Here is a 22,403-nt window from a genome sequence, read left to right on the forward strand (position 1 = left end):
GGGAGGCGGCGGATCGGGCGCGGTTGGGGGAGGGGGGAGGGGTGAGGGGTGGGGGCTGCGGCGGATGGCCGTACCCGTCATCCCAGCGACGCCGGATCGACGACGTCCACGTGGGTAAGCTGCACGATGAGCTGCCCCGCCCGCACCCAGTGGATCCTCGGATCGTCGTAGGCGACTCCCACGGCCCCGATCGGAACTGGTTCCGAAGCTCCTGGCCGGTAGAGGGCACCACGCACCCCCACCGGCCGGACGGCGCGGACACGCAACGCCACGCACCCTGCCCGTAGATGAGGACAGACCCGCACGGACACCGCAGCGCAGGGCCTGCAGAGCGGTGGGTGGACCGTCAGGATTTCCGGCGGCCAGGACACGCGGTCGTGCGGATCCTCACCCAGCAGCCAGAGCACCCCGTCCGCGTCACGGTCCGCAGGGCCGCCGCAGACCTGGCACCGCAACTCCGTCATGGCCCGGTGCTGCCGCAGGGCGTGCACCTGCCCGAACTGCGGACGGCCCTTTCCCGGGAGGGACGGCGTGCGGCTCCACAGCACGCCCTGCGTGTCGCGGTCGTACGGCTTCTCACCGGCGTAACCGATGCCCCCGCGTTTCTCCACCATGCGCAGGGGCGGATGCCGCTCCGCGCTCCACCGGGTGATGTAGGGGACCGGGCCCGACCGGTCTCCCCGATGCGAGAGGTCTTGGTCGCGGTGTGGGGCGAGCCTGTTGTCGTTCGTCATGGCCACCAGGTTCGTCACCCATGAGGGACGAATCCGCCCGCAGGCAAGGCGGTTTGGGGCGTCATGGCGGTACCGTGAAGAACGCCCAAATGTCCACGGAGGGCATCTTGAACAGTTCGTTACGTACTGCTATGGCTGACGCCGGTGTCTCCGCACGTCAACTGGCGTTGCGTGTGGGGGTGACGGGGAAGACGGTCGAGCGCTGGCTCGCCGACGACGCACTGATCCCCCACGCGAGGAACAGGGAAGACACCGCGGCAACGTTGGGAGTTGAAGCAGACATGTTGTGGCCCAAGGCCGTACGGAACAGGCTCAAGTCGGACGCCGACGGGGAACTCGTGCGGAGCTATCCGTACCGTTCCGCCTGCCCGTCGTCGGTCTGGGGGGAGTTGGTCGCGGCCGCCTCGGAGGAGATCTTTCTGGCCGGGTACACCAACTACTTCCTGTGGCTGGAGCAACCCGCGTTCGTGGAGACCCTGCGCCGCAAGGCCGAGCAGGGGTGCCGCGTACGGTTCCTGCTCGGCGATCCGGACGGGGAGGTCACCCGGGAGCGCGAGCGGATCGAGGACGTCGCCCTGTCGGTCTCCACCCGCATCCGGATCTCGCTGGAGCATCTGGCGACGCTGTCCGCGACCCCGGGCGTCGAGGCGCGGTTCTCCGCCGCCGCGGACGCCGTGAACCACGTATCGCTGTCCGTCTTCCGCTTCGACCACGACGCACTGGTCACACCCCATCTGGCCCGACTGGTCGGCCACGACTCACCGATGCTGCACTTCCACCACCAGGGCGACGGCGGCATGTTCGACCGCTTCACGGAACACGCGGAGGAGTTGTGGGGGCGGGGGAGGGGCGTCTGAGCGGGCCCCTACGCGTTCGGTCTCACACCCCGGGACGCCCGCCGGACGCACCGGAATCCGGCATCGGCGGCACCGGCCCCGGCGGCGGTACCGGGAACCGGGCCGCCTGCCGGCGCCGGTCCTCCTCCACCAGGCGCAGCTGCGTGTCGTAGCTCTTCCGCAGGAGGCGCGGGGCCAGGGCGGCGGCCACCGCGCTTGCCGCTCCCAGGAGACCGAACGTGGCGCAGAGCGGCACCGTTTCGCGTACGGCCACTGCCAGGAGGGCGAAACCGGTGGCGGCGGCGAGCAGGATGAGCGGGGTGCGTGCGGGTGAGGACTCCTCGTAGAACGTGAGGAGCCGTTGGGCGCGTGCGGCGCGCAGGGGTGTGACGGGGTTCGGGGCGGAGGGCTGCGGAGGAGTCGCGGGCGCTCCGGGTGCGCAAGGCGCGGCCGTCACCGCGAGCCAGCTGCCTGCGGCCTGCACCCGGGACAGGGCGGCCTGTGCACGTTGCCGCGCGGGCGGGCTGTCGTCCCGGGTGTACCGGAGTCGGTACTGCCCTCTCCCGGGGCGCTCCTCGGCGCTGAGCCGGTAGCCCAGCTCCGTGGCCAGCCAGGTGATGCGGTCGGCGTGGTGCGCGGAGAACCCGCCGAGGTCGAACTCGACGGACGGCCTCCCGTCGAAACGCGCTGCTGTTTCCTCGTCGTTCATGCGACTGCCCCCGTCGTCGGCCAGTGTGCGGTGCCCCGGCGTGAGCGGCGGGGTGTGCCTCATTGTCGCTGCGGGGGCTGCCGGTCCGCCCTCCGACGGTTGCGCGGACCGGCCCTGTGACTCCCCACCGCGGCCGGGCCGCCTGCCTTCCGTGGCCGATCACGCCCCCTGTTCCTCCCCCTCCCCACCCGCCGCTACCGCCCCCCTGGGGAGGAATGCGGCCGTCAGGAGGCCGAGGAGGGCGAGGGCGGCGAGGACGGTCATGGCGGTGGCGTAGGTGCCGGTGGTGAGTTCCGTGAGGAGGATGGTGCCGGCGACGGCCGTGCCCAGGGACGCGCCGAGGTTGGACAGGCTGCGGGAGAGACCGGCGATCTCGCCCTGCCGGGACTCGGGGAAGCCGGACTGCACGACGTTGACCGAGGGGGTCAGCATGAGGCCCAGGGCGAGCCCGATCAGCAGGAGCCCGGGGGCGAACGCCCAGGCGCCGGGGAAGGCGTTGACCAGGGCGATCAGGATGACGATGCCCACGACGGCGAGGGCGAAGCCCGCGAGGACCAGTGTGCGCGGCGGGTGCCGTGCGGCCAGCCGCTCGGCGGCGAGGGACGAGACGAGCAGGCCGACGGTGGCGGCGGAGAAGACCACGCCGGTCCCGACGGCGTCGTAGCCGCGGACGACCTGCAGATACGCCGCGACGGTGAAGGACGTCCCCAACAGCAGCAGCCACTGCAGAAACTGCGTGACGAGGCCGAGGTTGGCGGTGCGGTCGCGGAACACGGCCGTGGACAGCAGCGGTTCCCGTCCCGCCGCTTCGCGGGCGCGCAGCGACCGGACGAACCAGGCGAGGACGAGAACGCCGAGGACGAGCAGGACGGCGGCCAGCCGACCGTCGTTGTCGACGGCCAGGATGCCCACGACGACGAGGAGGAGACCGGCGGCCGAGAGGACCGCCCCGCCGGTGTCGAAGGGCCGGTCCGGATCCGGCGGCAGGGGATCGACGAGGGTGCGGCCGAGCCCGATGATCAGGACGACGACCAGCGCCTGGAAGACGAAGACGGCCCGCCAGCCGAGCCCGGAGGTGATCACCCCGCCGATCAGCGGGCCCGCGGCGGCGCCCAGCCCGCCCATCGCCATGACCACCCCGAAGGCGCGCGCCCGGGAGGCGAAGTCCGCGAAGAGCAGCGTCGTCAGGACGTAGACGGGCGGAATCAGCAGCGCCGTCCCGACGCCCTGGAGGAGCGAGGTGCCGAAGAGCAGTCCGCCCAGCCCCGGTGTCCCCGCGCTCATCAGGGCGCCGACGCCGTAGATCGTCAGGCCCACCAGGAAGCAGCGCTTACGGCCGTAGCGGTCGGTCAGCTTGCCGCCGGGGATCATGAACGCGGCCATGACCACCAGGAAGACCGTGATCGTGACCTGCACCCCGTGCACGGTGGTGCCCAGGTCCCGGCCGATGTCGTTGATCATCACGTTCAGGCTGGAACCGGTGAAGCAGCAGATGAACTGCGCGAGGGCGAGCGGCGCGAGGGCCCGCCGCCCCGCCGACGGCCGGTCCGAGGTCGCTTCCGTCACTCCCACCGCCTCCGTCCGGTACGGCGCCTGCGTCCGGTACGGCCGGGCGGGCACCGGGGCGCGCGGGAGACGCCCGCGCGCCCCACCGGCCGCGCCGCGCGCCGGGCGCCCGGGCCGCGGCGGCCGAGGTCACCGGCCGTCACCGGCAGTACGTCCTACCCGTCTCAGCGTGCGCTCCCCGGGTGCCCGGCGCACGCGGAAGGGTTACCGGCTGCGGGAGCGCAGGGCGGCGAGGGCGCGGGTGAACGCCGAGTCCCGGGCGCCCGCGGCGACCTCCCGGAGGAAGGCGCCGGTGCGGAGGTCCGGCGGGATGCCCGGGCCGTCGAAGGTGGTGCCGGACGGGGTGCGGTACTCCTCGTTCGGCAGCCCGAAGCTCCAGCCGTTCGGGAGGGCGCGCTCCAGGACGTCGGAGAAGACGCCCTGGGTGTTCCGGCCGATCCGGAGGGTGGTGGCCGGGCGTTGCATCAGGGCCTGGGTGAGGGTTTCGCCTGCGCTGTAGGTCTCGCCGCCGGTCAGTACGGCCACCGGGCCGGTGAACCGGAACCGGCCGGGCGCGGGCCGTACGGCCACCCGCTGCGGGCGGGTGAAGTGCGCCGCGTCGGTGGGCGAGTTGCGGGCCCGCTTGATGTACGCGAGGTGGGGACGGTCGGTGAGCCGCTCGGCGACCTGCAACGCGAGCGCGTCGGAGCCGCCCCCGTTGATCCGCAGATCCAGGACGAGCCGCCGCAGCCCCGGCCGGACGGTCTCGGTCAGCGCGCGGTCCAGCGCGGCGCTGTTACGCGCGTACGCCGGGCTGTCCTCGTCGTACCCGCCGAAGCCGGAGATCCGCAGATAGCCGGTGCCGTCGGGCAACTCGGCGTACCCGATACGCCCGTTGGCGAACTGCCGGAGCGGCGCCCCGCCGAGGTCGTGCCGCTCCACATAGCGACGGACCTGCTGGTCGAGCGCGGGGGAGGGGATCGCGGTGCCGGGGCGGCTCTGCGCGAAGAACCCGGCGTCGCCCGCGTCGAGGGACACATGCGCGTCGTGCAGCGGGAGCACCATCTCCCGCAGGACGGCGAAGAGTTCGGCGGGCGCCATCCCGTCGTGCACCCTGGGCCGGTAGCGGGACCTGACCGCCTGCCAGTCGATCCGCTTGGCGGCGAAGAAGGGATAGTTCTCCCGGAAGGTCTGCCAGAAGACGTCGAAGGTCGCCACCGCCCCCTTCGGCGCGGCCCTCACGCACCGGCCCGGCAGAGCCGGTACGCGCCGCAGCCGACGGTCACCGACCGATCCGTCGAGGTGCAGGGTGGCGCGGGCACCACCGACACCGGACCGGAACCGGTAGATGGTCGTGTCGTCGCCGGTGTAGATCGCTGAGCTGGGGCCGGGGCCGGGGCCGAAGCCGGGGCCGGTGGCGTTGCCGTTACCGGGGCCGGTGTTGTGGCTGTTCCCACCGCCGGTGCCGGGGCCGGTGTTGCCGCCGTTCCCACTGCTGTTGCCGTCCGTGCGGCGGGCGGTGGCGCCGGGCAGACAGCTCGTGGTGGTCGTCAGGTACTCCTGCAACCGCCCGCCGTGCAGGGCGAACACGGTCCCGTACCCGTCACTGCGCCACACCCCGTCCAGCCGGTCGGCCCCGCTCAGCCGGTCGCTCCCGTCCGGCCGGTCGGCCCCGTACGACGCGGCGGCAACGGGTCCCCCGGCCATGACGGCCCCGGCCGCCACGGCGAGCAGCACGGCGACCGCCGTTCCCCGGCGCTCCCGCCCGCCGTGACGCCCGGCCCGTGCCCTGTTCGCTACCCCGCCCCTGCCGCGCATGTCGCCTCTCCCCGTCGACTGTCCCCGCTCCTGTCACTCCAGGATCTTCGGGGAAGGCCCGCCCCGGAATCCGGCTGCCGGGCCCAAGCGGACGGGGGGAAACCCCACCTCGGGGGCGGGAGGCCATGGGGAGTGGGGCGGTCGGGGGCGCTCGACGGTGGGGCCGGGGGCTCAGCCGTCGGCCGGGGCCACCCCCACCGGGCAGGAGACCCCCGTGCCGCCGATCCCGCAGTATCCCGCCGGGTTCTTGTCGAGGTACTGCTGGTGGTAGCCCTCGGCCGGGTAGAAGGGGCGGTCGGTGGCGGGCAGGATCTCGGTGGTGATGTCGGGGTAGCCGCGGGTGCGCAGGGTTTCGGCGTAGGCGTCGCGGGAGGCTTCGGCGGCCTGCTGCTGGGCGGGGGAGTGGGTGTAGACGGCGGAGCGGTACTGGGTGCCGACGTCGTTGCCCTGGCGGAAGCCCTGGGTCGGGTTGTGCGACTCCCAGAAGAGCTTCAGGAGTGCGGTGTACGGGACGACGGCGGGGTCGTAGACGACGCGGACGGCCTCGGTGTGACCGGTGTGGCCGCTGCAGACCTCGTCGTAGGTCGGGTGCGGGGTGTGGCCGCCCTGGTAGCCGACGAGGGTGGTGTGGACGCCCTCGGTCTGCCAGAACTTCCGCTCGGCGCCCCAGAAGCAGCCGAGGCCGAAGTCGGCGATCTCGGTGCCCTCCGGGTACGGGCCGAGCAGGGACGTGCCGAGGACGGTGTGCCGGTCGGGGACGGCGAACTCCCGCTCCGGGCGGCCCTTGAGGGCTTCCTCGGGGGTCGGGAGGTGGTTCTTGAAGCGGGAGAACAGCATCGCGATCAGGCTCCGGGGACGACGGCGGGTGGTGGCAGGCGGCCGCCTGCCGTGAGGACCGTGGCCTCAGCTGCAACACCGGGCGCGACGGTGGCATTCCGGGCCGGTGGGGTCATTTGCGGGTGGGGGCGCCCGGCGCGAGCCCGCCCCACGGGTCCCGGGAGACCGGCCGCGCGCCAAAGGGACCCCCTCACTCCGGCCGCACACCCCCCGTAGCCGTTCCCCCGCTGCGCTCCCAGCCCGCGACGGCCAGGGCGCGGTAGGCCGCGTACTCGGCCGCGGGGCTGTGGCCGTAGGACCACGGGACGGCGCCGACGTGGCCGTCGACCTCGCGGAGCTGGTCCAGGGCCTCGCCGTAGCGTTCGGCGCGGACCAGGAACCAGATCAGCAGATGGCGGACGTGCGGGGCCATCGGGTGGTCCGCGGGGGCCTCGCGGAGGGCGTAGTGGGCGCCCTCGACGGCGCGCTCGATCACGGCGCTCTGGTAGAGCCCGCGGACCATGTTGGCCTCGGGGAGGTGCTCGTAGACGGCGAAGAGGGGCAGCGCCGGGAGGAGGCTGCCCTTGGGTGCGCCGGAGGCGGCGCGCTCGGCGAACGCCTCCGCCTCCTCCCGGGAGCCGTGCCACTTCTGCGACCAGTAGGGGAGCGCCGCGAGGTGCGCGCCCATGTGGTGCGGGGCGCGGCGGGCGACCTTCTCCCACAGCTCGGCGTAGTCGGCGGGGCGGTCGTGCAGCCCGCGGGCGACGGCCAGCTCGATGACGTACGGGATCGGGCTGCCCGGGGCCAGCAGGGCGGCCTCGCCGCAGACCGTCCGGGCCTCCTCCAGGATCATCCGGAAGTCCTCCGAACCCGGGTCCCGCAGCGCCTGGAGGACGAGGAACTGGGCGTGCGTCTGCGCGCCCCCGGCGTCCTTCGGGGCCTCCAGCCGCCAGCGCCGCAGCCACACCCCGCCGTTGCGCGGCGCCCCGGGCGCGGCAGCCGGGTCGTCCTGCTCCCGGGCCAGCTCGAAGGCGGCCGCCCCGGCGAGCGTCTGGACCCGCTGCCAGCGCCGCTCGTCGTCCTCCGGGGTGGCCTTGAGCAGCGCCGCCGCCGGGCGCCAGTCGGGGCTGCGGCGGATCTCGGCGAGGACGTGCTCCAGCTCCTCGTCGGGGCCCGGCAGCCGGACGTCGAGCGAGTCGAGCGGGACGAAGCCGTAGCCCGACACCGGGTCGGAGACGTGCGGCGGGCCCTGCTGCCGGAACTGCCCGGCCGCCCGGCGGCGGCGCAGCCAGGGCAGGAGGACGAGACCGCCGAACGCGGTGGCGGCGAGGAGTACGAGCAGAGCGTCCATGAGGTGTGTCCCGGTCGGAGGCAGGGCGGGCGGGGCGGTGGACGGGCGGGGTGCGCACGTCCTGCTCTTTCCACTCCCCAGCGAACCAGAAAGTTCCGCAGAACGTCCCGCCCGAGGGCGACTACCCTCGCTTTCCATGAGCGAACAGCGCGCCCAGCGCCACCAGCACTTCGAAACCCTCGCCATCCACGCAGGTCAGGAGCCCGACGAGGCGACCGGCGCGGTGGTGCCGCCCATCTACCAGGTGTCCACCTACAAGCAGGACGGCGTCGGCGGTCTGCGCGGCGGCTACGAGTACAGCCGCAGCGCCAACCCGACCCGCACCGCCCTGGAGGAGAACCTCGCCGCCCTCGACGGCGGTCGCCGCGGCCTGGCCTTCGCCTCGGGCCTCGCCGCCGAGGACTGCCTGCTGCGGACGCTGCTGACCCCCGGCGACCACGTCGTCATCCCCGACGACGCCTACGGCGGCACCTTCCGGCTGTTCGCCAAGGTCGCGGAGGGCTGGGGCGTGCAATGGTCGGTCGCCGACACCTCCGACCCGGAGTCGGTCCGAGCCGCGCTGCGCCCCCGTACGAAGGCGATCTGGGTGGAGACGCCCAGCAACCCGCTGCTCGGCATCACCGACATCGCGGCGCTCGCCGCCGTCGCCCGCGAGGCCGGTGCCCGGCTCGTCGTCGACAACACCTTCGCCAGCCCGTACCTCCAGCAGCCGCTGGCGCTCGGCGCGGATGTCGTCGTCTACTCCACGACCAAGTACATGGGCGGCCACTCCGACGTGGTCGGCGGCGCCCTCGTGGTGGCGGACGACGCCCTCGGTGAGGAGCTGGCCTACCACCAGAACGCGATGGGCGCGGTCGCCGGGCCGTTCGACGCGTGGCTGGTGATGCGCGGCATCAAGACCCTCGCCATCCGGATGGACCGGCACAGCGCCAACGCCGCCCGGGTCGCGGAGCTGCTCTCCGCGCACCCCAAGGTGACGCAGGTCTACTACCCGGGGCTGCCGCAGCACCCGGGGCACGAGATCGCTGCCAAGCAGATGCGTTCCTTCGGCGGCATGGTGTCGTTCCGCGTCGCCGGGGGCGAGCAGGCGGCCGTGGACGTCTGCGACCGCGCGAAGCTGTTCATCCTCGGGGAGTCGCTGGGCGGCGTCGAGTCGCTCATCGAGCATCCGGGCCGGATGACGCACGCCTCGACGGCCGGTTCCGCGCTGGAGGTCCCCGCCGACCTGGTCCGTCTCTCCGTCGGCATCGAGTCGATCGACGACCTGCTCGCTGACCTCACCCAGGCACTGGGCTGAGCGTCCGGTGCCCGTACGGCGACCCGTAGGGGACAGCCGTACGGGCACCGCACCCGGGGCGCGCCGTTCTCCCGGCGCGCCCCGGGACCGCCCCTGGGGGCGCGGGCTCAGGAAGCCGCGCCGGCCGGGGGCATCGTCGCGGTGATGGCGGCGAGGGAGACGTTGAAACGGGTCAACAGCGTGCAGAAGACGGCGCGTTCCTCCTCCGTCCACTCGTCGGTGACCAGCTCCATCAGGGCGCGGCGCGAGGCGCGGACCTCGCCGAGGCGGGTGCGGCCACGCTCGGAGAGCTGGAGGACGACCGCCCGGCCGTCCTCGGGGTGCGTGGCGCGGTTGACCAGCCCGGACTCGACCAGCGGCGCGACCTGCCGGGTGACGGTCGAGGAGTCGATGCCCATCCCGGCGGCGAGCGCCTTGACGCCCATCGGACCTTCCTGGTCCAGGCGGTTGAGCAGCAGATACGCGGCGCGGTCCATGGAGTTGCGCGCCTGGCCGACCCCGCCGAGGCGGCTCTGTTCGGCACGCCGGGCGAACACGGCCACTTGGTGCTGGAGGGCGTCCAGAACGGCGGGATCGGTGGGGGTCGTCATGTCCGAAGAGGTGGGCATGGCCGGGAGCTCGCTTCATGGGGGGCTGAGGGACCGGTGGACAAGGTTACGCGGAAGTGGCCGGAGACCGACCGCCGAAAGCCGCGGCAACCCGGGCCGGACCTGACCCGTAAGGGCGTGCGGTCACTCACCGGGCGCCCCTGACGTACACCCTGACGCCGCCCCCGAAGTCCGCCCGGCGGCAGGCCCCGACAGGCCCGGACGTGCGGCCGGGCGCGGGCCCGCGGGTGCTCCGGCGGACGGCTCCGGACGCGGCCCGGCGGCCCGCCGCGGGCCGGGCGGGGGCGGCGCCGTTCCGCCGCCCTGTCCGCACCTTGGCCGGAAAAGGCCCGGTGGCCGCCGGACTGCCAGACTGACGTCATGCCCGACCACACGCCGTCCCCGCACCCCGCGTCCCCCCTGGACGACGCGGTGGCGCTCACCGTCGAGGACATCCGCGAGGCCCACAAGCTGCTCTCCGGCGTCGCCCGCTCCACCGCCCTGGAGAGCAGCCGCTACCTCTCCCGGCTCATCGGCTCCCCGGTCCACCTCAAGTGCGAGAACCTCCAGCGCACCGGATCCTTCAAGATCCGTGGCGCATATGTGCGCATCGCCCGGCTGACCCCCGCCGAGCGGGCGGCCGGAGTGGTGGCGGCGAGCGCCGGGAACCACGCCCAGGGCGTGGCGCTGGCCGCCTCGCTGCTCGGGGTGGGGTCGACGGTCTTCATGCCGGTCGGCGCCCCGCTGCCGAAGGTCGCCGCGACCCGCGACTACGGCGCCGAGGTGCGGCTGCACGGCCAGGTGGTCGACGAGACGCTGGCCGCCGCCCAGGAGTACGCGCACCGCACCGGCGCGGTCTTCCTCCACCCCTTCGACCACCTCGACGTCATCGCAGGTCAGGGCAGTGTCGGCCTGGAGATCCTGGAGCAGTGCCCGGAGGTGCGCACCGTCGTGGTCGGCGTCGGCGGCGGCGGGCTGGCCGCCGGGGTGGCCGTCGCGGTCAAGGCGCTGCGCCCGGACGTCCGGGTCGTCGGCGTCCAGGCGGCGGGCGCGGCGTGCTATCCGCCGTCGCTGGCCGCCGGGCACCCGGTGGCGGTCGAGGGGCTGTCGACGATGGCCGACGGCATCAAGGTCGGGCGGCCCGGCGACGTCCCGTTCCGGATCGTGAAGGCGCTGGTGGACGAGGTCCGTACGGTCTCCGAGGACGCGCTGGCCGGGGCGCAGCTGCTCTGTCTGGAGCGGGCGAAGCTGGTGGTGGAGCCCGCCGGGGCGAGCCCGGTGGCGGCGCTGCTGAGCGACCCGGGGGCGTTCGGGGGCCCGGTCGTCGCGGTGCTGTCGGGCGGCAACGTCGATCCGCTGCTGATGCAGCGGATCCTGCGGCACGGCATGGCCGCCGCCGGTCGCTATCTCTCGCTGCGGCTGCGGCTGACCGACCGCCCCGGGGCGCTCGCGACGCTGCTCGGCGTCCTGTCGGCGGCCGACGCCAACGTCCTCGACGTCGGCCACGTCCGCACCGGCCCGCGGCTGGGCCTGACCGAGGTCGAGGTGGAACTCCAGCTGGAGACCTCCGGCCCCGAGCACTGCGCCGAGGTCACGACGGCGCTGCGGGACGCGGGCTACACGGTGTCGGAAGCGGAGTGAGAGGGGCCGGGGCCCGGGGCGTCTTAGCGGCTCCCGACCGGCCCCGGACACGGGGAAGCGGCCCGGAGCATCGCGCTCCGGGCCGCTTCCCCGCGTCGTGTATCAGCCGGAATACGGCGTGATCAGCCCGAGTACGGCTTGGCGTCGAGGATCTTCACGCTGGCCTTCTTGCCGTTGGGGAGCTCGTACTCCGCGTCGGCGCCGACCTTCTTGCCGTTCACGCCCTCGCCCAGCGGGGACTGCGGGGAGTACGTCTCGATGTCCGCGCTGGCGTACTCGCGCGAGGCGAGCAGGAACTCCAGGGTGTCGTCCGGGTCTCCGTCGAACGCGATGGTGACGACCATGCCGGGAGCGACGACACCGGTGGCGGCGGGGGCCTCGCCGACCTTCGCGGTCTGCAGCAGCTGGGTGAGCTGGCGCACGCGAAGCTCCTGCTTGCCCTGCTCCTCCTTGGCCGCGTGGTACCCGGCGTTCTCCTTCAGGTCACCTTCCTCGCGGGCCGCCGCGATCTTCTCGGTGATCTCGGCGCGTGCGGGACCAGACAGGTACTCCAGCTCGGCCTTGAGCTGGTCGTACGCCTCCTGGGTCAGCCAGGTGACGCTTTCGCTGGTCTGGGTCACAGGTGCTCCTCGTCGGTACTGGGGATAAATCAAACGCCCTACCAGGGAAGGATTGCGCCTTCACGGGTGGGCGAAACCACGAGCCTAACAATTCCGGCACAAAACGGGGAAGAGGAAATTGCCAGGGAACCTCCCTGAGCGGGAAACCCCCAGGTCACGGGCGGTGCCCAGGCGCCGGGCCGGTGATCACCCGGGCATGCCGGGGGCCCGGGGTCCCGCGCTCAGTGACCGCCGGAGGGGGCGGACGTGCAGCCGACCAGCTCCGCCGCCGTCGCCTTGCCCGTCGTCCGCAGGGTCACCTCGGTGTCGATCTGCTCCCCGCGCCCGCCGACGGTGACGTCCTTCCGTCCCACCTCGGCCTTGTCCTTGGAGAGCAACCGCAGCGTGCACACGCCCGTGGCGTCCCGGTCCTTGACGACCTCCAGATGCACCTTCACCGTGCCGTCCGGCACGCCTTCCCAGGTGATCACCCGGCCGCTGACCTTCTCACCGCCGATGTACGAGACCCCGCTCCAGACGACCACGCCGAGCAGCACCGCCCCCAGCACCCCGCCGAGGATCTTCAGCCCCCGGTCGTTCCGGCCGTTGGAGGACCTGCCGTAGCGGCCCTCGGGAAGCCCGTCGCGTACCGCGGTCATGCTCTGTCCTCCTGCTACCGGGGCCGGGAAACGTCCGGCCTCGTGGGTTCCCCGAACGGGGAATACACGGCCCCCTCGCTTCGGTCACTATAGGAGGCATCTTCTCCCAGCCTTTACTGAGGATCGAGTCTTGACTGAGCAGCTGCGATTGATGGCGGTCCACGCCCACCCCGACGACGAGTCGAGCAAGGGTGCGGCCACCATGGCCAAGTACGTGTCCGAGGGGGTGGACGTGCTGGTCGCCACCTGCACGGGCGGGGAGCGGGGCTCCATCCTCAACCCCAAGCTCCAGGGCGACCCGTACATCGAGGAGCACATCCACGAGGTCCGTAAGAAGGAGATGGACGAGGCCCGGGAGATCCTGGGCGTCAAGCAGGAGTGGCTCGGCTTCGTCGACTCCGGGCTCCCCGAGGGGGACCCGCTGCCGCCGCTGCCGGACGGCTGCTTCGCCCTTCAGGACGTCGAGGCGGCGGCCGAGCCGCTGGTGAAGCTGATCCGCTCGTTCAAGCCGCAGGTGATCACGACCTACGACGAGAACGGCGGTTACCCGCACCCCGACCACATCATGACCCACAAGATCACGATGGTGGCCTTCGAGGCGGCCGGGGACCCGGAGAAGTACCCCAACGCCGGTGAGCCCTGGCAGCCGCAGAAGCTCTACTACAACCAGGGCTTCAACCGCCCCCGCACCGTCGCCCTCCACGAGGCGCTGCTCGCCCGCGGTCTGGAGTCCCCGTACGGCGAGTGGCTGGAGCGCTGGAAGCAGTTCGAACAGCGCGAACGCACCCTGACCACGTATGTTCCCTGCGCCGACTTCTTCGAGGTGCGGGACAAGGCGCTGATCGCGCACGCCACGCAGATCGACCCCGACGGCGGCTGGTTCCGCGTCCCGATGGACATCCAGCAGGAGGTCTGGCCGACGGAGGAGTACGAGCTGGCGAAGTCGCTCGTGGACACTTCCCTCCCCGAGGACGACCTCTTCGCGGGCATCCGCAACAATTGACCTCATGATGAGCGCGACCAGCACCCTCGCCCTGACGCACTTCGTCGCCCTTGCCGACTCGTTCGACAAGGACAAGGTGACCCCCGGCATCCTCGGCTTCATCGTCTTCGCGGTCATCGGCGGCGCCGTATGGCTGCTGATGAAGTCCATGAACCGCCACATGGGCAAGGTGGACTTCGAGGAGAAGGAAGCGGCGACCGCTTCCGCCACCGGCTCCACCGCCTCCGCCCCCAAGGGAGAGGCGGAAGCCGGCTGATCCCTTGACCGGCTGATCCCTCGGCCGGGACCCGGGCGGGGGTGCCCGGGGCCCGGCCGAGGGCGGCCGTTCCGGTGGGCGGTTGCGCTCGGTAGCCGGGCGGCCCGGAGCGGGTGACCCTCCGGCGCCCGGGGGCGTACGCGCACCCGCCGCCGGGGCCGCGTCCCCGGCGGCGGACCCGTCGGCCCGGCCCCCGCGCGTTCCCCGCGCGCCGCCACGCCGCCCCGCGCCCCACCGCCCCCGCTCCCCGTACGCGAGGATGGCCCCATGGCCAACCGACTCGCGCACGCCACCTCGCCGTATCTGCTCCAACACGCCGACAACCCCGTCGACTGGTGGCCCTGGGAGGCCGCGGCGTTCGAGGAGGCGCGGCGGCGGGATGTGCCGGTGTTTTGAGCGCGCGGTACTGCGCTATTCATCGGTGCAGCAGTGAAGACAACCCGGTAGCCCTGGCAACAAGGGTGATAGAACCGCGTGCTGCCAGAAGTCTGAAACTGGGTCATGCCTGACTGTCATGCCGCCGACATGGCGTTTTGCTGGGGTCGTGCGTCACGGGCCCCGACAGGTGGGAACGACGTGGCAGTGGCCCCAGGCTACGAGCTTGTCTCACGTCCAGGTCCGAGCGTGGAGCCTGGCAGCAGCCAGTCCCTGTCTGAGAGCGAACTAACGTAGCCTCTGATTCGGAGCCTTCATCCCGACGGAATCAACCCTACGGAGCATGGAATGTCTGGCACTGAACCCAGTCTTGATACTCAGCCCAGCGCCGACACGTACGAGTTGGGGACACTGGTACCTCTCGCGTGGGAGGGAAAGGTCCGGGTGCCACATTTCCAGCGGGGCTTCCGCTGGAAGTCTAAGGACGTACTCCGACTCTTTGACAGTATTGTACGAGGCTACCCGATCGGTAACTTGCTCCTCTGGGTCCGAAGGTCCCCTGCCGACACCATTAAATTGGGTAATCTTGAGATCGATGCGCCGGCCACCGATGAAGCATTTTGGGTTGTCGACGGGCAGCAGCGACTTACGAGCTTGGCAAATGCTCTCAGCGTTGAGGGAAATAAGCATGCGCCGTTCAATGTTGTCTACGATCTCAAAGATGAAAAATTCATTGAGGCGCCGAGGAATGGTCTTGAAGCGCATCAGATTGACGTGCCAACGCTATTCAACGGCCGCCGCCTCCTGAGTTGGTTTAGAACTCAAGGGCCCAACGCTGAAGATTACTACGATAAAGCCGAAGTCGTGTCGACGAAGCTACGCCAGTACAAAGTTCCCGCGTACCTGGTGCGTCAGGATGACCTGAAAATCCTGACTGATATTTTTGATCGCATGAACAGTCACGGTCGCAAGCTAAACCGTGCAGAGATCTTCAGCGCCCTTAACTCTGGGATCGAAGAAGGATTCCAGGACCGATTGAACTTCTCCACGATTGCGGACAATGTGGCTTCGGAGACGCTCTTCGGTACTATCGATGTGAATACGGTACTGGCTGCTTTCCTTGCTCGTCGAGGGCCTGACCCCACACGCGAGATTCGTGGCGAGATGAGTCGACAGGCAGAGTTCGATGAGGATGAGCAAACCGCATACAGTCAAGTGCAAGATGCTTTGGTGCGAGCTGTTACATTCCTAATCGAAGAAGCGGGTGTTCCGCACATTGTGATGCTCCCATATCGGGCGCAGCTGGTGGTTCTGGCGCGCTTCTTTGCGCACTTCCCGAGTCCCGGAAATAACTCACTGCGGCTGCTGCGGCGACTTTTCTGGCGACTATCTGTGGATGGTCCGACGATTTTCCGAGGAAGCTTTACGACTTTCAGTCGGACTCTGTGCAGTCGCATCAAACCTGGCGACGAGGATGGATCGCTGCAGGCATTGCTTAATACCACCAAGGGTGCGGTGCGTTCCAGGCCTAGCCTTCAACAGTTCCGTACCAATGATGCAAGTACGCGAATTACACTCTGCTCTTGGTGGGCGCTGCGTCCCCGTTCTCTGGAGACGGGCGACCCAGCGGATCTTCAAAGCCTTTCGAGTCTGCTGGGAGATGAGCAAACGGCGGCACTCGCCACTCCGTACGTGTATCCCCGCCTCCAGGGAAAAAAGGAACGAGAGATGCGTCTTGCCGCCGCGAACCGCCTTTTCATTCCCTTCGATGAGATGCGTCCGACTGAAATGTCACGATTCCTCTCTATGCCTCGCATCGATATTAGTGCCCCCCTTCAAGAGATGATTCTGCGGTCTCACTTGATCGGCGAGCAAGCAGTCGAAGCCCTGGCTCGGGATGATCGATCCGAGTTTCTTAGGGTTCGTCAGGAATCCATCCAGTCCCACCTGGAATCGTTCCTCGGCAGGATGGCCGAGTGGGATTACGAGGATACGCCCACACTAGACCAAATGGATCTCGATGATGACGAGGAGGAGTTGACAGAGCAAGACTTCGACCTCTCCGATGATAGGTTGCGCTAGTCGCATCTGATGCCTCCGAAAGAAAAATATGTCCAGTTCTCCGGAGATTTTTCACGCCGTCTTTCTTCATGAGACTCGCGTGGGCACCCTCTGCCAGCGCGGCGATCACACTCGCTTCGTCTTTAACCAGGACTACCTTGACTCTCCGCATCGCCCTGTGCTGGGTCTCCGCTTTGAGGAGAATCTGACGGCCTCGTATTCAGCAGCTCTCCGCCTCCCCTGCTGGTTCTCTAACCTGCTTCCCGAAGGCCCGCTTCGGGAATGGATCGCTGAAGACCGAGGCGTCTCATTGGACCGTGAGATGGAGCTGTTGGCCCAAGTGGGTCACGACCTTCCTGGAGCTGTGCAGGTGTTGCCCGCACGGGGGCCGGATGACGGATGGTCATGGGAAGAAGCAGACGCCGCGAGAATGTCCCGGGCGACTTCGGGAAATCAGGAGTACTCCTCGCCGTGGCGGTTCTCACTTGCTGGCGTCGCCCTTAAATTCTCCATGCTGGCACGCGGTGATCGCCTAACTGTTCCATCGGGCGGCGAACTTGGCGATTGGCTGGTTAAATTCCCGGATTACCGCCACCCGCAGGTTCCGCGTAACGAGCACGCCATGATGTCGCTGGCAGCCTGCGTCGGCATTAATGTGCCTGAAGTGCGTCTAGTGCACCGAGATGAACTGCGCGATGTCCCTGACCGCATGTGGCCGAATGAAGAGGAGTGGGCATATGCGGTGCGTCGCTTTGACCGCGCTTCAAGCCCAGGAAGTCCCCGAACCCATATTGAAGACTTCGCTCAGATCAAAGACGTCTACTCTGCTGAAAAGTACAATTCTTCTTTCGAAACGGTTGCATCTTACGCGTATCGTGGAAGAGATCTAGAAAGTCTGCGTGAGGCGGCCCGACGGATTTCCTTTGCCGTGGCCATCGGAAACGGTGACGCTCACCTGAAGAACTGGTCGCTGATCTACCATGGGCGCATTTCGCCCAGCCTCTCACCCGCGTATGACATAGTATCTACGATTCCTTACGCGCCATTTGGTGAAGAGGAGGACCTAGGGCTCAAGCTGGGCGGCAGTAAGCGATTTGAAGTCGTCACAGCAGCGTCCTTCTCCCGCCTTGAAAGTCGACTGGATAACCGCTTCGGAAGTACGGGAGCTCAGCTTGGTGATGTGGCGGCAAACACTGCTGCACGGGTTGCTGAAGCGTGGCCTGAATTCGAACCCCTCCTCGTTGATTCTCCGAAAATGCAGCGTTCCATCACGAATTGGATCGCAGCCACCGTGCCCCGCCTGAGCTGAGGAGATCATTGTGAGAGGCTGGATCACATGAACCGGCTGGCTGGTGTGACCTCGCCGTATCTGCTCCAACACGCCGACAACCCCGTCGACTGGTGGCCCTGGGAGGCCGCGGCGTTCGAGGAGGCGCGGCGGCGGGATGTGCCCGTCTTCCTGAGCGTCGGGTACAGCGCCTGTCACTGGTGTCATGTCCTCGCTCACGAGAGCTTCGAGGACGAGGCGACGGCGGCGTTCATGAACGAGCACTTCGTCTCGGTGAAGGTGGACCGGGAGGAGCGGCCCGACGTCGACGCCGTCTACATGGAGGCGGTGCAGGCGGCCACGGGGCAGGGCGGGTGGCCGATGTCGGTGTTCATGACGCCGGACGGGGAGCCGTTCTACTTCGGGACGTACTTCCCGCCGGAGCCGCGGCACGGGATGCCGTCGTTCCGGCAGGTGCTGGAGGGCGTGCGGAGCGCCTGGGCGGAGCGGCGCGGGGAGGTCGGGGAGGTCGCCGGGCGGATCGCCACGGATCTGGCCGGGCGCTCCCTGGCCGGGTCGCTGTCGGCCGACGGGCCTCCCGGGCCGGAGGACCTGGCCGCCGCCCTGATGGCGCTGACCAGGGACTTCGACGCGGTGCACGGCGGTTTCGGCGGGGCCCCGAAGTTCCCGCCGGCCATGGCGTTGGAGTTCCTGCTGCGCCACCACGCGCGCACGGACTCCGAGGGCGCCGTGGAGATGGTCGAGGCGACGTGCGAGGCGATGGCGCGCGGCGGGATCCACGATCAGCTCGGCGGCGGCTTCGCGCGCTACGCCGTCGACGCGACATGGACGGTGCCGCACTTCGAGAAGATGCTCTACGACAACGCGCTGCTCTGCCGCGTCTACGCGCACCTGTGGCGGGCCACCGGCTCCGCCCCGGCCCGCCGGGTCGCGCTCGCCACCGCCGACTTCATGGTGCGGGAACTCCGTACCGTCCAGGGCGGGTTCGCCTCCGCGCTGGACGCGGACAGCGACGACGGGTCGGGCAGCGGGCGCCACGCCGAGGGCGCGTATTACGTCTGGACCCCCGAGCAGCTGCGGGAGGTGCTCGGGGAGGCGGACGGGGAGTTCGCCGCCGGGTACTTCGGGGTGACCGAGGAGGGCACCTTCGAGGAGGGCGCCTCGGTGCTGCAACTCCCGGACGGGGTCGGCCCGGTGGACGCCGAGCGGGTCCGGTCGGTGCGCGAGCGGCTGCTGGCGGCGCGGGAGACACGGCTGCGCCCGGGGCGGGACGACAAGATCGTCGCGTCCTGGAACGGGCTGGCGATCGCCGCGCTCGCCGAGACCGGCGCGTACTTCGACCGGCCGGACCTCGTCCGGGCGGCCACGGACGCCGCCGATCTGCTGGTCCGCGTCCACATGGACTGGCAGGCGCGGCTGCACCGCACCTCCCGGGACGGCGTCGCCGGTGACAACGGCGGTGTGCTGGAGGACTACGGGAACGTCGCGGAGGGCTTCCTCACCCTCGCCTCCGTCACCGGCGAGGGCGTCTGGGTGGACTTCGCGGGCTTCCTCCTCGACACGGTGCTGGTGCAGTTCCGGGCCGAGGACGGTTCGCTCTACGACACCGCGGCGGACGCCGAGGCGCTGATCCGCCGCCCGCAGGACCCGACGGACAACGCCACCCCGTCCGGCTGGACCGCCGCCGCCGGGGCGCTGCTCTCCTACGGGGCGCTCACCGGCAGCGCCCCGCACCGGGAGGCGGCCGAGCAGGCGCTCGCCGTGGTGACGGCGCTGGCCGGGCGGGTGCCGCGGTTCATCGGCTGGGGGCTGGCGGTCGCCGAGGCGGCGCTGGACGGCCCCCGGGAGATCGCCGTCGTCGGCCCGCCGGAGGACGCCGCCACCCGGGCGCTGCACCGCACCGCGCTGCTCGGCAACACCCCCGGCGCGGTCGTCGCGCTCGGCGCGCCGGACACGGACGACGCGGGCGCGGTGGCGCTGCTGCGGGACCGGCCGCTGGTCGACGGCGCCCCCGCCGCGTACGTCTGCCGTCACTTCGCCTGCGAGCGGCCGGTCACCGACCCGGACGAACTGGGCGGTCGGCTCCGCGGGACGGTGCGCTGAGGAGGGGCGGGCGGGCGGCGCCCCTCCTACGGGCGCGCCCCCTAGGTCCGAAGCGCTCCGTCGAAAGACGGAGTTGACGCCGGGTGGGAATCGGGCGTGAGATCGAGCCATGACGCAGCGCACCGCACGTGAAGTCCATCTGACGGCCCGTCCCGAGGGGCCGGTCACCGACGCGCTCTTCGAGATCGTGGAGGTGCCGGTCCCCGAGCCCGCGCCCGGGCAGGTCCTGGTGCGCAACACCCTGATGAGCGTCGCCGCCGTGATGCGCACCCTCATGGACGAGTCCAGCGTGGTGCCGCTCACGCCGTTCGCGCTGGGTGAGCCGCTGAGCGGACCGGCCGTCGGCGAGGTCGTCGCCGCGCCCGGCGGCGAGGTGGCCGTCGGCGCGCTGGTGCAGCACCGCCTGGGCTGGCGCGAGTACGCGCTGGTGGACGCCGCGGCCGTGCAGCGGCTCGACCCGGCGGAGCTGCCCGACCCGGCCGCCCATCTCTCCCAGGGCCCCACCGCGTGGATGGGCGTCGTCCGGGGCGCCGAGGTGCGGCCCGGGGACACCGTGTTCATCAGCGGCGCGGCCGGTGGCGTCGGCTCGCTGGCCGGGCAGATCGCCCGGGCGCAGGGCGCCGCCCGGGTCATCGGCAGCACCGGTTCGCAGGCCAAGGCCGACCAGTTGGTCGAGCACCTCGGCTACGACGCCGTGGTGCTCCGGGGCGCCGGTCCGTTCGAGGAGGAGCTGCGCCGGGTCGCCCCGGAGGGCGTCGACGCGGTCTTCGACAACGTCGGCGGGGAGCAGCTGCGCGCCGCGTTCGCGGTGGCCAACCGCGGGGCCCGGATCGCGGTCGTCGGCTCGCTCGCCGCGCAGATGGACGGGCGCGGCTCGGCCCCGCTGGAGATCGACACGCTCTCGCTGCTCGGCCGGGGCATCACGCTGCGCGGTGTCGCCCTCCACGACCACCTGGACCTGATCCCGGAGTGGAACGCCCGCTTCGGCAAGGGCCTTCGGGACGGCACGTTCACCTTCCCGCACAGCCGTCTGCACGGCATCGAGCAGGCGCCGACCGCGCTGCGGGAGCTGACCGAGGGACGTCATATGGGCGCGGTGATCGTGGAGTTGTGAGCCGGGCGGGGCGGCGGCGCCCGGCTCTTCCGGCATCCGCCCCCGCCCCGCACCCTGCGGCGGTAGCCTGCCGCCGTGGACAGCCTTCTCCGGTACCGCTCACTCGTCCGGGAGGCCGCGGCGCTGCGGTCCGGTGCGGACGACCCCGTGGCGGCGGCGCGCCGCACCTGCGACCGTATCGACGCCGTCGACCCGCACCTCCTCGCCTTCGTACCCGAACCGGACCGGCGGGAGCGGCTGCTGGCCGCGGCCGAACGCGCCGTCGCCACCTGGGGCGGCGCGACGGCGGGCGCCCCCGACCGCCCCGCCACACCGCCGCTGTACGGCGTGCCGGTCGGGGTGAAGGACATCATCCGGGTCGATGGACTGCCCACCCGCGCGGGCTCCCTGCTGCCGCCCGGTGTGCTCGCCGGTCCGCAGGCGACCGTCGTGGACCGGCTGGTCGCGGCGGGCGCGCTGATCGCGGGCAAGACGGTGACCGCGGAGTTCGCGGTGACCGCGCCGGGCCCGACCCGTAATCCGCACCATGTCGGCCACACGCCCGGCGGGTCGAGCAGCGGTTCGGCGGCTGCCGTCGCGGCGGGCCTGGTGCCGCTGGCCCTCGGCACCCAGACCGTCGGCTCGATGATCCGCCCGGCCGCGTACTGCGGCATCGTCGGCTTCAAACCGAGCTTCGACCGCGTCCCGACCGCCGGGGTGATCCCCAACGCGCGCAGCTTCGACACCGTCGGCTGGTACGCGCAGGACGTCGCGGGCGCCGCGCTGGCCGCCCCGGTGCTGTGCGACGGCTGGCCGGACGGCCCGGACGCGGCGCCCGGACGGCCGGTGCTGGGCGTGCCCGTCGGCCCGTATCTGCGCCGCGCGGACGACGAGGCGCTGGCCGCCCTCCGGGCGCAGCGGGAGGTGCTGCGGCGCGCCGGGTACACCGTCGTCGAGGTGGCGGTGATGGCGGACTTCGAGGAGATCGTCACCCAGCTGTTCACCATGAACCGCTACGAGGTCGCCCGCGCGCACACCGAGTGGTACGCGCGCTTCGGCGACCTCTACCGGGAGCAGACCGCGACCGCCCTGCACGAGGGCCACGCCGTCACGGACACCGCCTACGAGGCGGCGCGCACCCGGCGCGCCGCGTTCCGCGAGGAGCTGGACGCGGCGCGGCGGGCGGCCGGTGCCGATCTCTGGCTCACCCCCGCGGCCACCGGCCCGGCCCCCTTCGGCCTGGGCTCCACCGGTACGTCGGTGATGTGCCTGCCGTGGAGCAACGCCGGTCTGCCGTCGGTGAGTCTGCCCGCCGGGTACGCCGCGAACGGCCTGCCGCTCGGCCTCCAGCTGGTGGGCCCGTACGGCTCCGATCCGGCGGTCCTCGGCTGGGCGGCGGGCATCGAGGAGGCGCTACGGGCGGACGGCGCGGTGGCCGCCGGGGGTACGGGCCGCGCCGAGGGGTGAACGCCGCCGTTCACTCTGGCGTGGGCATGGCACGGCGACCGGCCGTCACTCCTTGGGGTGGGAGTGCGCACGGGCCTCTTGGGACGGTCTTGGGACGGGCGGCCGGGCCCGGAAGGCGGTCACGGTGCCGCATCCGGCCCGCCCGCCTCAGAAGCCCCGGCGGGC

General features: G+C 71.0%; 19 protein-coding genes and 1 pseudogene. 11 read left to right on the top strand and 9 right to left on the bottom strand.

Going from position 1 to position 22,403, the window contains the following annotated elements; translation table 11 throughout:
• Positions 1-77: 77 nt before the first annotated feature.
• Positions 78-734 carry a hypothetical protein gene (locus IF23_RS0126235; RefSeq protein ID WP_051739911.1) on the bottom strand — a complete coding sequence of 219 codons (657 nt, stop codon included), beginning with the start codon at positions 732-734 and terminating at the stop codon, positions 78-80.
• Between the two features lie 281 nt (positions 735-1,015).
• Between IF23_RS0126235 and IF23_RS31625 the strand changes: the two genes are divergently transcribed.
• The gene (locus tag IF23_RS31625) at positions 1,016-1,591 is read left to right on the top strand and encodes a phospholipase D-like domain-containing protein (RefSeq protein ID WP_037679733.1); all 576 of its coding nucleotides are present in this window, start codon (positions 1,016-1,018) and stop codon (positions 1,589-1,591) included.
• Between the two features lie 22 nt (positions 1,592-1,613).
• On the opposite strand, the gene IF23_RS0126245 is transcribed toward IF23_RS31625, so the two are convergent.
• From IF23_RS0126245 to IF23_RS0126265, 5 genes are all read right to left on the bottom strand, one after another.
• The gene (locus IF23_RS0126245; protein WP_030287848.1) at positions 1,614-2,279 is read right to left on the bottom strand and encodes a hypothetical protein; all 666 of its coding nucleotides are present in this window, start codon (positions 2,277-2,279) and stop codon (positions 1,614-1,616) included.
• 159 nt (positions 2,280-2,438) lie between these two features.
• The gene (locus IF23_RS0126250; RefSeq protein WP_030287850.1) at positions 2,439-3,845 is read right to left on the bottom strand and encodes an MFS transporter; all 1,407 of its coding nucleotides are present in this window, start codon (positions 3,843-3,845) and stop codon (positions 2,439-2,441) included.
• 204 nt (positions 3,846-4,049) lie between these two features.
• Positions 4,050-5,561: a S41 family peptidase gene (locus IF23_RS0126255; RefSeq protein WP_342667936.1), complete on the bottom strand. Its 1,512-nt coding sequence runs from the start codon at positions 5,559-5,561 to the stop codon at positions 4,050-4,052.
• Between the two features lie 252 nt (positions 5,562-5,813).
• Complete coding sequence (gene msrA / locus IF23_RS0126260; protein WP_030287854.1) at positions 5,814-6,479, bottom strand: peptide-methionine (S)-S-oxide reductase MsrA; 666 nt, start codon at positions 6,477-6,479, stop codon at positions 5,814-5,816.
• A gap of 190 nt (positions 6,480-6,669) precedes the next feature.
• The gene (locus IF23_RS0126265; RefSeq protein ID WP_030287856.1) at positions 6,670-7,809 is read right to left on the bottom strand and encodes a hypothetical protein; all 1,140 of its coding nucleotides are present in this window, start codon (positions 7,807-7,809) and stop codon (positions 6,670-6,672) included.
• 136 nt (positions 7,810-7,945) lie between these two features.
• On the opposite strand from IF23_RS0126265, the gene IF23_RS0126270 reads away from it, so the two are divergent.
• Positions 7,946-9,106 (top strand): cystathionine gamma-synthase, encoded by a 1,161-nt coding sequence (locus tag IF23_RS0126270; RefSeq protein ID WP_030287858.1) that lies wholly within the window; start codon positions 7,946-7,948, stop codon positions 9,104-9,106.
• Positions 9,107-9,213: 107 nt separating this feature from the next.
• Here the strand turns inward: IF23_RS0126270 and IF23_RS0126275 are convergent, their stop codons facing one another.
• Positions 9,214-9,714, bottom strand: coding sequence for a MarR family winged helix-turn-helix transcriptional regulator (locus tag IF23_RS0126275; RefSeq protein ID WP_030287860.1), 501 nt, complete (start codon positions 9,712-9,714; stop codon positions 9,214-9,216).
• A 360-nt stretch (positions 9,715-10,074) separates the two neighbouring features.
• Between IF23_RS0126275 and ilvA the strand changes: the two genes are divergently transcribed.
• Positions 10,075-11,334, top strand: a complete 1,260-nt coding sequence (ilvA, locus tag IF23_RS0126280) for a threonine ammonia-lyase (RefSeq protein ID WP_051739905.1) — start codon at positions 10,075-10,077, stop codon at positions 11,332-11,334.
• A gap of 122 nt (positions 11,335-11,456) precedes the next feature.
• On the opposite strand, the gene greA is transcribed toward ilvA, so the two are convergent.
• Together greA and IF23_RS0126290 are read right to left on the bottom strand one after the other, a co-directional pair.
• Entirely contained in the window at positions 11,457-11,954 is a 498-nt protein-coding gene (gene greA / locus IF23_RS0126285) for a transcription elongation factor GreA (RefSeq protein ID WP_030287865.1), read from the bottom strand.
• A 221-nt stretch (positions 11,955-12,175) separates the two neighbouring features.
• Entirely contained in the window at positions 12,176-12,592 is a 417-nt protein-coding gene (locus IF23_RS0126290; RefSeq protein WP_030287867.1) for a DUF4307 domain-containing protein, read from the bottom strand.
• 130 nt (positions 12,593-12,722) lie between these two features.
• On the opposite strand from IF23_RS0126290, the gene mca reads away from it, so the two are divergent.
• The 8 genes and pseudogenes from mca to IF23_RS0126325 all read left to right on the top strand — a co-directional run bounded on the left by mca (position 12,723) and on the right by IF23_RS0126325 (position 22,238).
• Positions 12,723-13,595 (top strand): mycothiol conjugate amidase Mca, encoded by an 873-nt coding sequence (gene mca / locus IF23_RS0126295; RefSeq protein WP_030287869.1) that lies wholly within the window; start codon positions 12,723-12,725, stop codon positions 13,593-13,595.
• 4 nt (positions 13,596-13,599) lie between these two features.
• A complete protein-coding gene (locus tag IF23_RS0126300) occupies positions 13,600-13,851 on the top strand; it encodes an RAMP4 family protein (protein WP_030287871.1) in 252 nt (83 codons plus the stop codon).
• 267 nt (positions 13,852-14,118) lie between these two features.
• Positions 14,119-14,276 (top strand): annotated as a pseudogene (locus tag IF23_RS33755) (DUF255 domain-containing protein); the annotation flags it as partial.
• A 298-nt stretch (positions 14,277-14,574) separates the two neighbouring features.
• Positions 14,575-16,308 (top strand): GmrSD restriction endonuclease domain-containing protein, encoded by a 1,734-nt coding sequence (locus tag IF23_RS0126310; RefSeq protein WP_030287872.1) that lies wholly within the window; start codon positions 14,575-14,577, stop codon positions 16,306-16,308.
• A 28-nt stretch (positions 16,309-16,336) separates the two neighbouring features.
• On the top strand, positions 16,337-17,596 hold the full coding sequence (locus IF23_RS33130) for a type II toxin-antitoxin system HipA family toxin (RefSeq protein ID WP_078654273.1): 1,260 nt from the start codon (positions 16,337-16,339) through the stop codon (positions 17,594-17,596).
• Between the two features lie 27 nt (positions 17,597-17,623).
• Entirely contained in the window at positions 17,624-19,678 is a 2,055-nt protein-coding gene (locus IF23_RS0126315; protein WP_030287877.1) for a thioredoxin domain-containing protein, read from the top strand.
• A 109-nt stretch (positions 19,679-19,787) separates the two neighbouring features.
• On the top strand, positions 19,788-20,792 hold the full coding sequence (locus IF23_RS0126320; RefSeq protein ID WP_030287878.1) for an MDR family NADP-dependent oxidoreductase: 1,005 nt from the start codon (positions 19,788-19,790) through the stop codon (positions 20,790-20,792).
• 75 nt (positions 20,793-20,867) lie between these two features.
• On the top strand, positions 20,868-22,238 hold the full coding sequence (locus IF23_RS0126325; RefSeq protein WP_051739906.1) for an amidase: 1,371 nt from the start codon (positions 20,868-20,870) through the stop codon (positions 22,236-22,238).
• Positions 22,239-22,403: the final 165 nt, after the last annotated feature.

This window comes from Streptomyces catenulae (genome assembly GCF_000718015.1).
GTDB classification, from domain to species: Bacteria; Actinomycetota; Actinomycetes; order Streptomycetales; family Streptomycetaceae; genus Streptomyces; species Streptomyces catenulae.

Excerpts from the sequence above, each read along its gene's own strand:
- IF23_RS0126320 (WP_030287878.1), top strand. The coding sequence starts at position 19,788 with ATGACGCAGCGCACCGCACGTGAAGTCCATCTGACGGCCCGTCCCGAG.
- msrA (WP_030287854.1), bottom strand. The coding sequence starts at position 6,479 with ATGCTGTTCTCCCGCTTCAAGAACCACCTCCCGACCCCCGAGGAAGCC.
- IF23_RS0126265 (WP_030287856.1), bottom strand. The coding sequence starts at position 7,809 with ATGGACGCTCTGCTCGTACTCCTCGCCGCCACCGCGTTCGGCGGTCTC.
- IF23_RS0126275 (WP_030287860.1), bottom strand. The coding sequence starts at position 9,714 with ATGCCCACCTCTTCGGACATGACGACCCCCACCGATCCCGCCGTTCTG.
- IF23_RS0126290 (WP_030287867.1), bottom strand. The coding sequence starts at position 12,592 with ATGACCGCGGTACGCGACGGGCTTCCCGAGGGCCGCTACGGCAGGTCC.
- IF23_RS0126315 (WP_030287877.1), top strand. The coding sequence starts at position 17,624 with ATGAACCGGCTGGCTGGTGTGACCTCGCCGTATCTGCTCCAACACGCC.
- IF23_RS31625 (WP_037679733.1), top strand. The coding sequence starts at position 1,016 with ATGTTGTGGCCCAAGGCCGTACGGAACAGGCTCAAGTCGGACGCCGAC.
- IF23_RS0126310 (WP_030287872.1), top strand. The coding sequence starts at position 14,575 with ATGTCTGGCACTGAACCCAGTCTTGATACTCAGCCCAGCGCCGACACG.
- IF23_RS33130 (WP_078654273.1), top strand. The coding sequence starts at position 16,337 with ATGTCCAGTTCTCCGGAGATTTTTCACGCCGTCTTTCTTCATGAGACT.
- IF23_RS0126300 (WP_030287871.1), top strand. The coding sequence starts at position 13,600 with ATGATGAGCGCGACCAGCACCCTCGCCCTGACGCACTTCGTCGCCCTT.
- IF23_RS0126235 (WP_051739911.1), bottom strand. The coding sequence starts at position 734 with ATGACGAACGACAACAGGCTCGCCCCACACCGCGACCAAGACCTCTCG.
- IF23_RS0126245 (WP_030287848.1), bottom strand. The coding sequence starts at position 2,279 with ATGAACGACGAGGAAACAGCAGCGCGTTTCGACGGGAGGCCGTCCGTC.
- ilvA (WP_051739905.1), top strand. The coding sequence starts at position 10,075 with ATGCCCGACCACACGCCGTCCCCGCACCCCGCGTCCCCCCTGGACGAC.
- IF23_RS0126270 (WP_030287858.1), top strand. The coding sequence starts at position 7,946 with ATGAGCGAACAGCGCGCCCAGCGCCACCAGCACTTCGAAACCCTCGCC.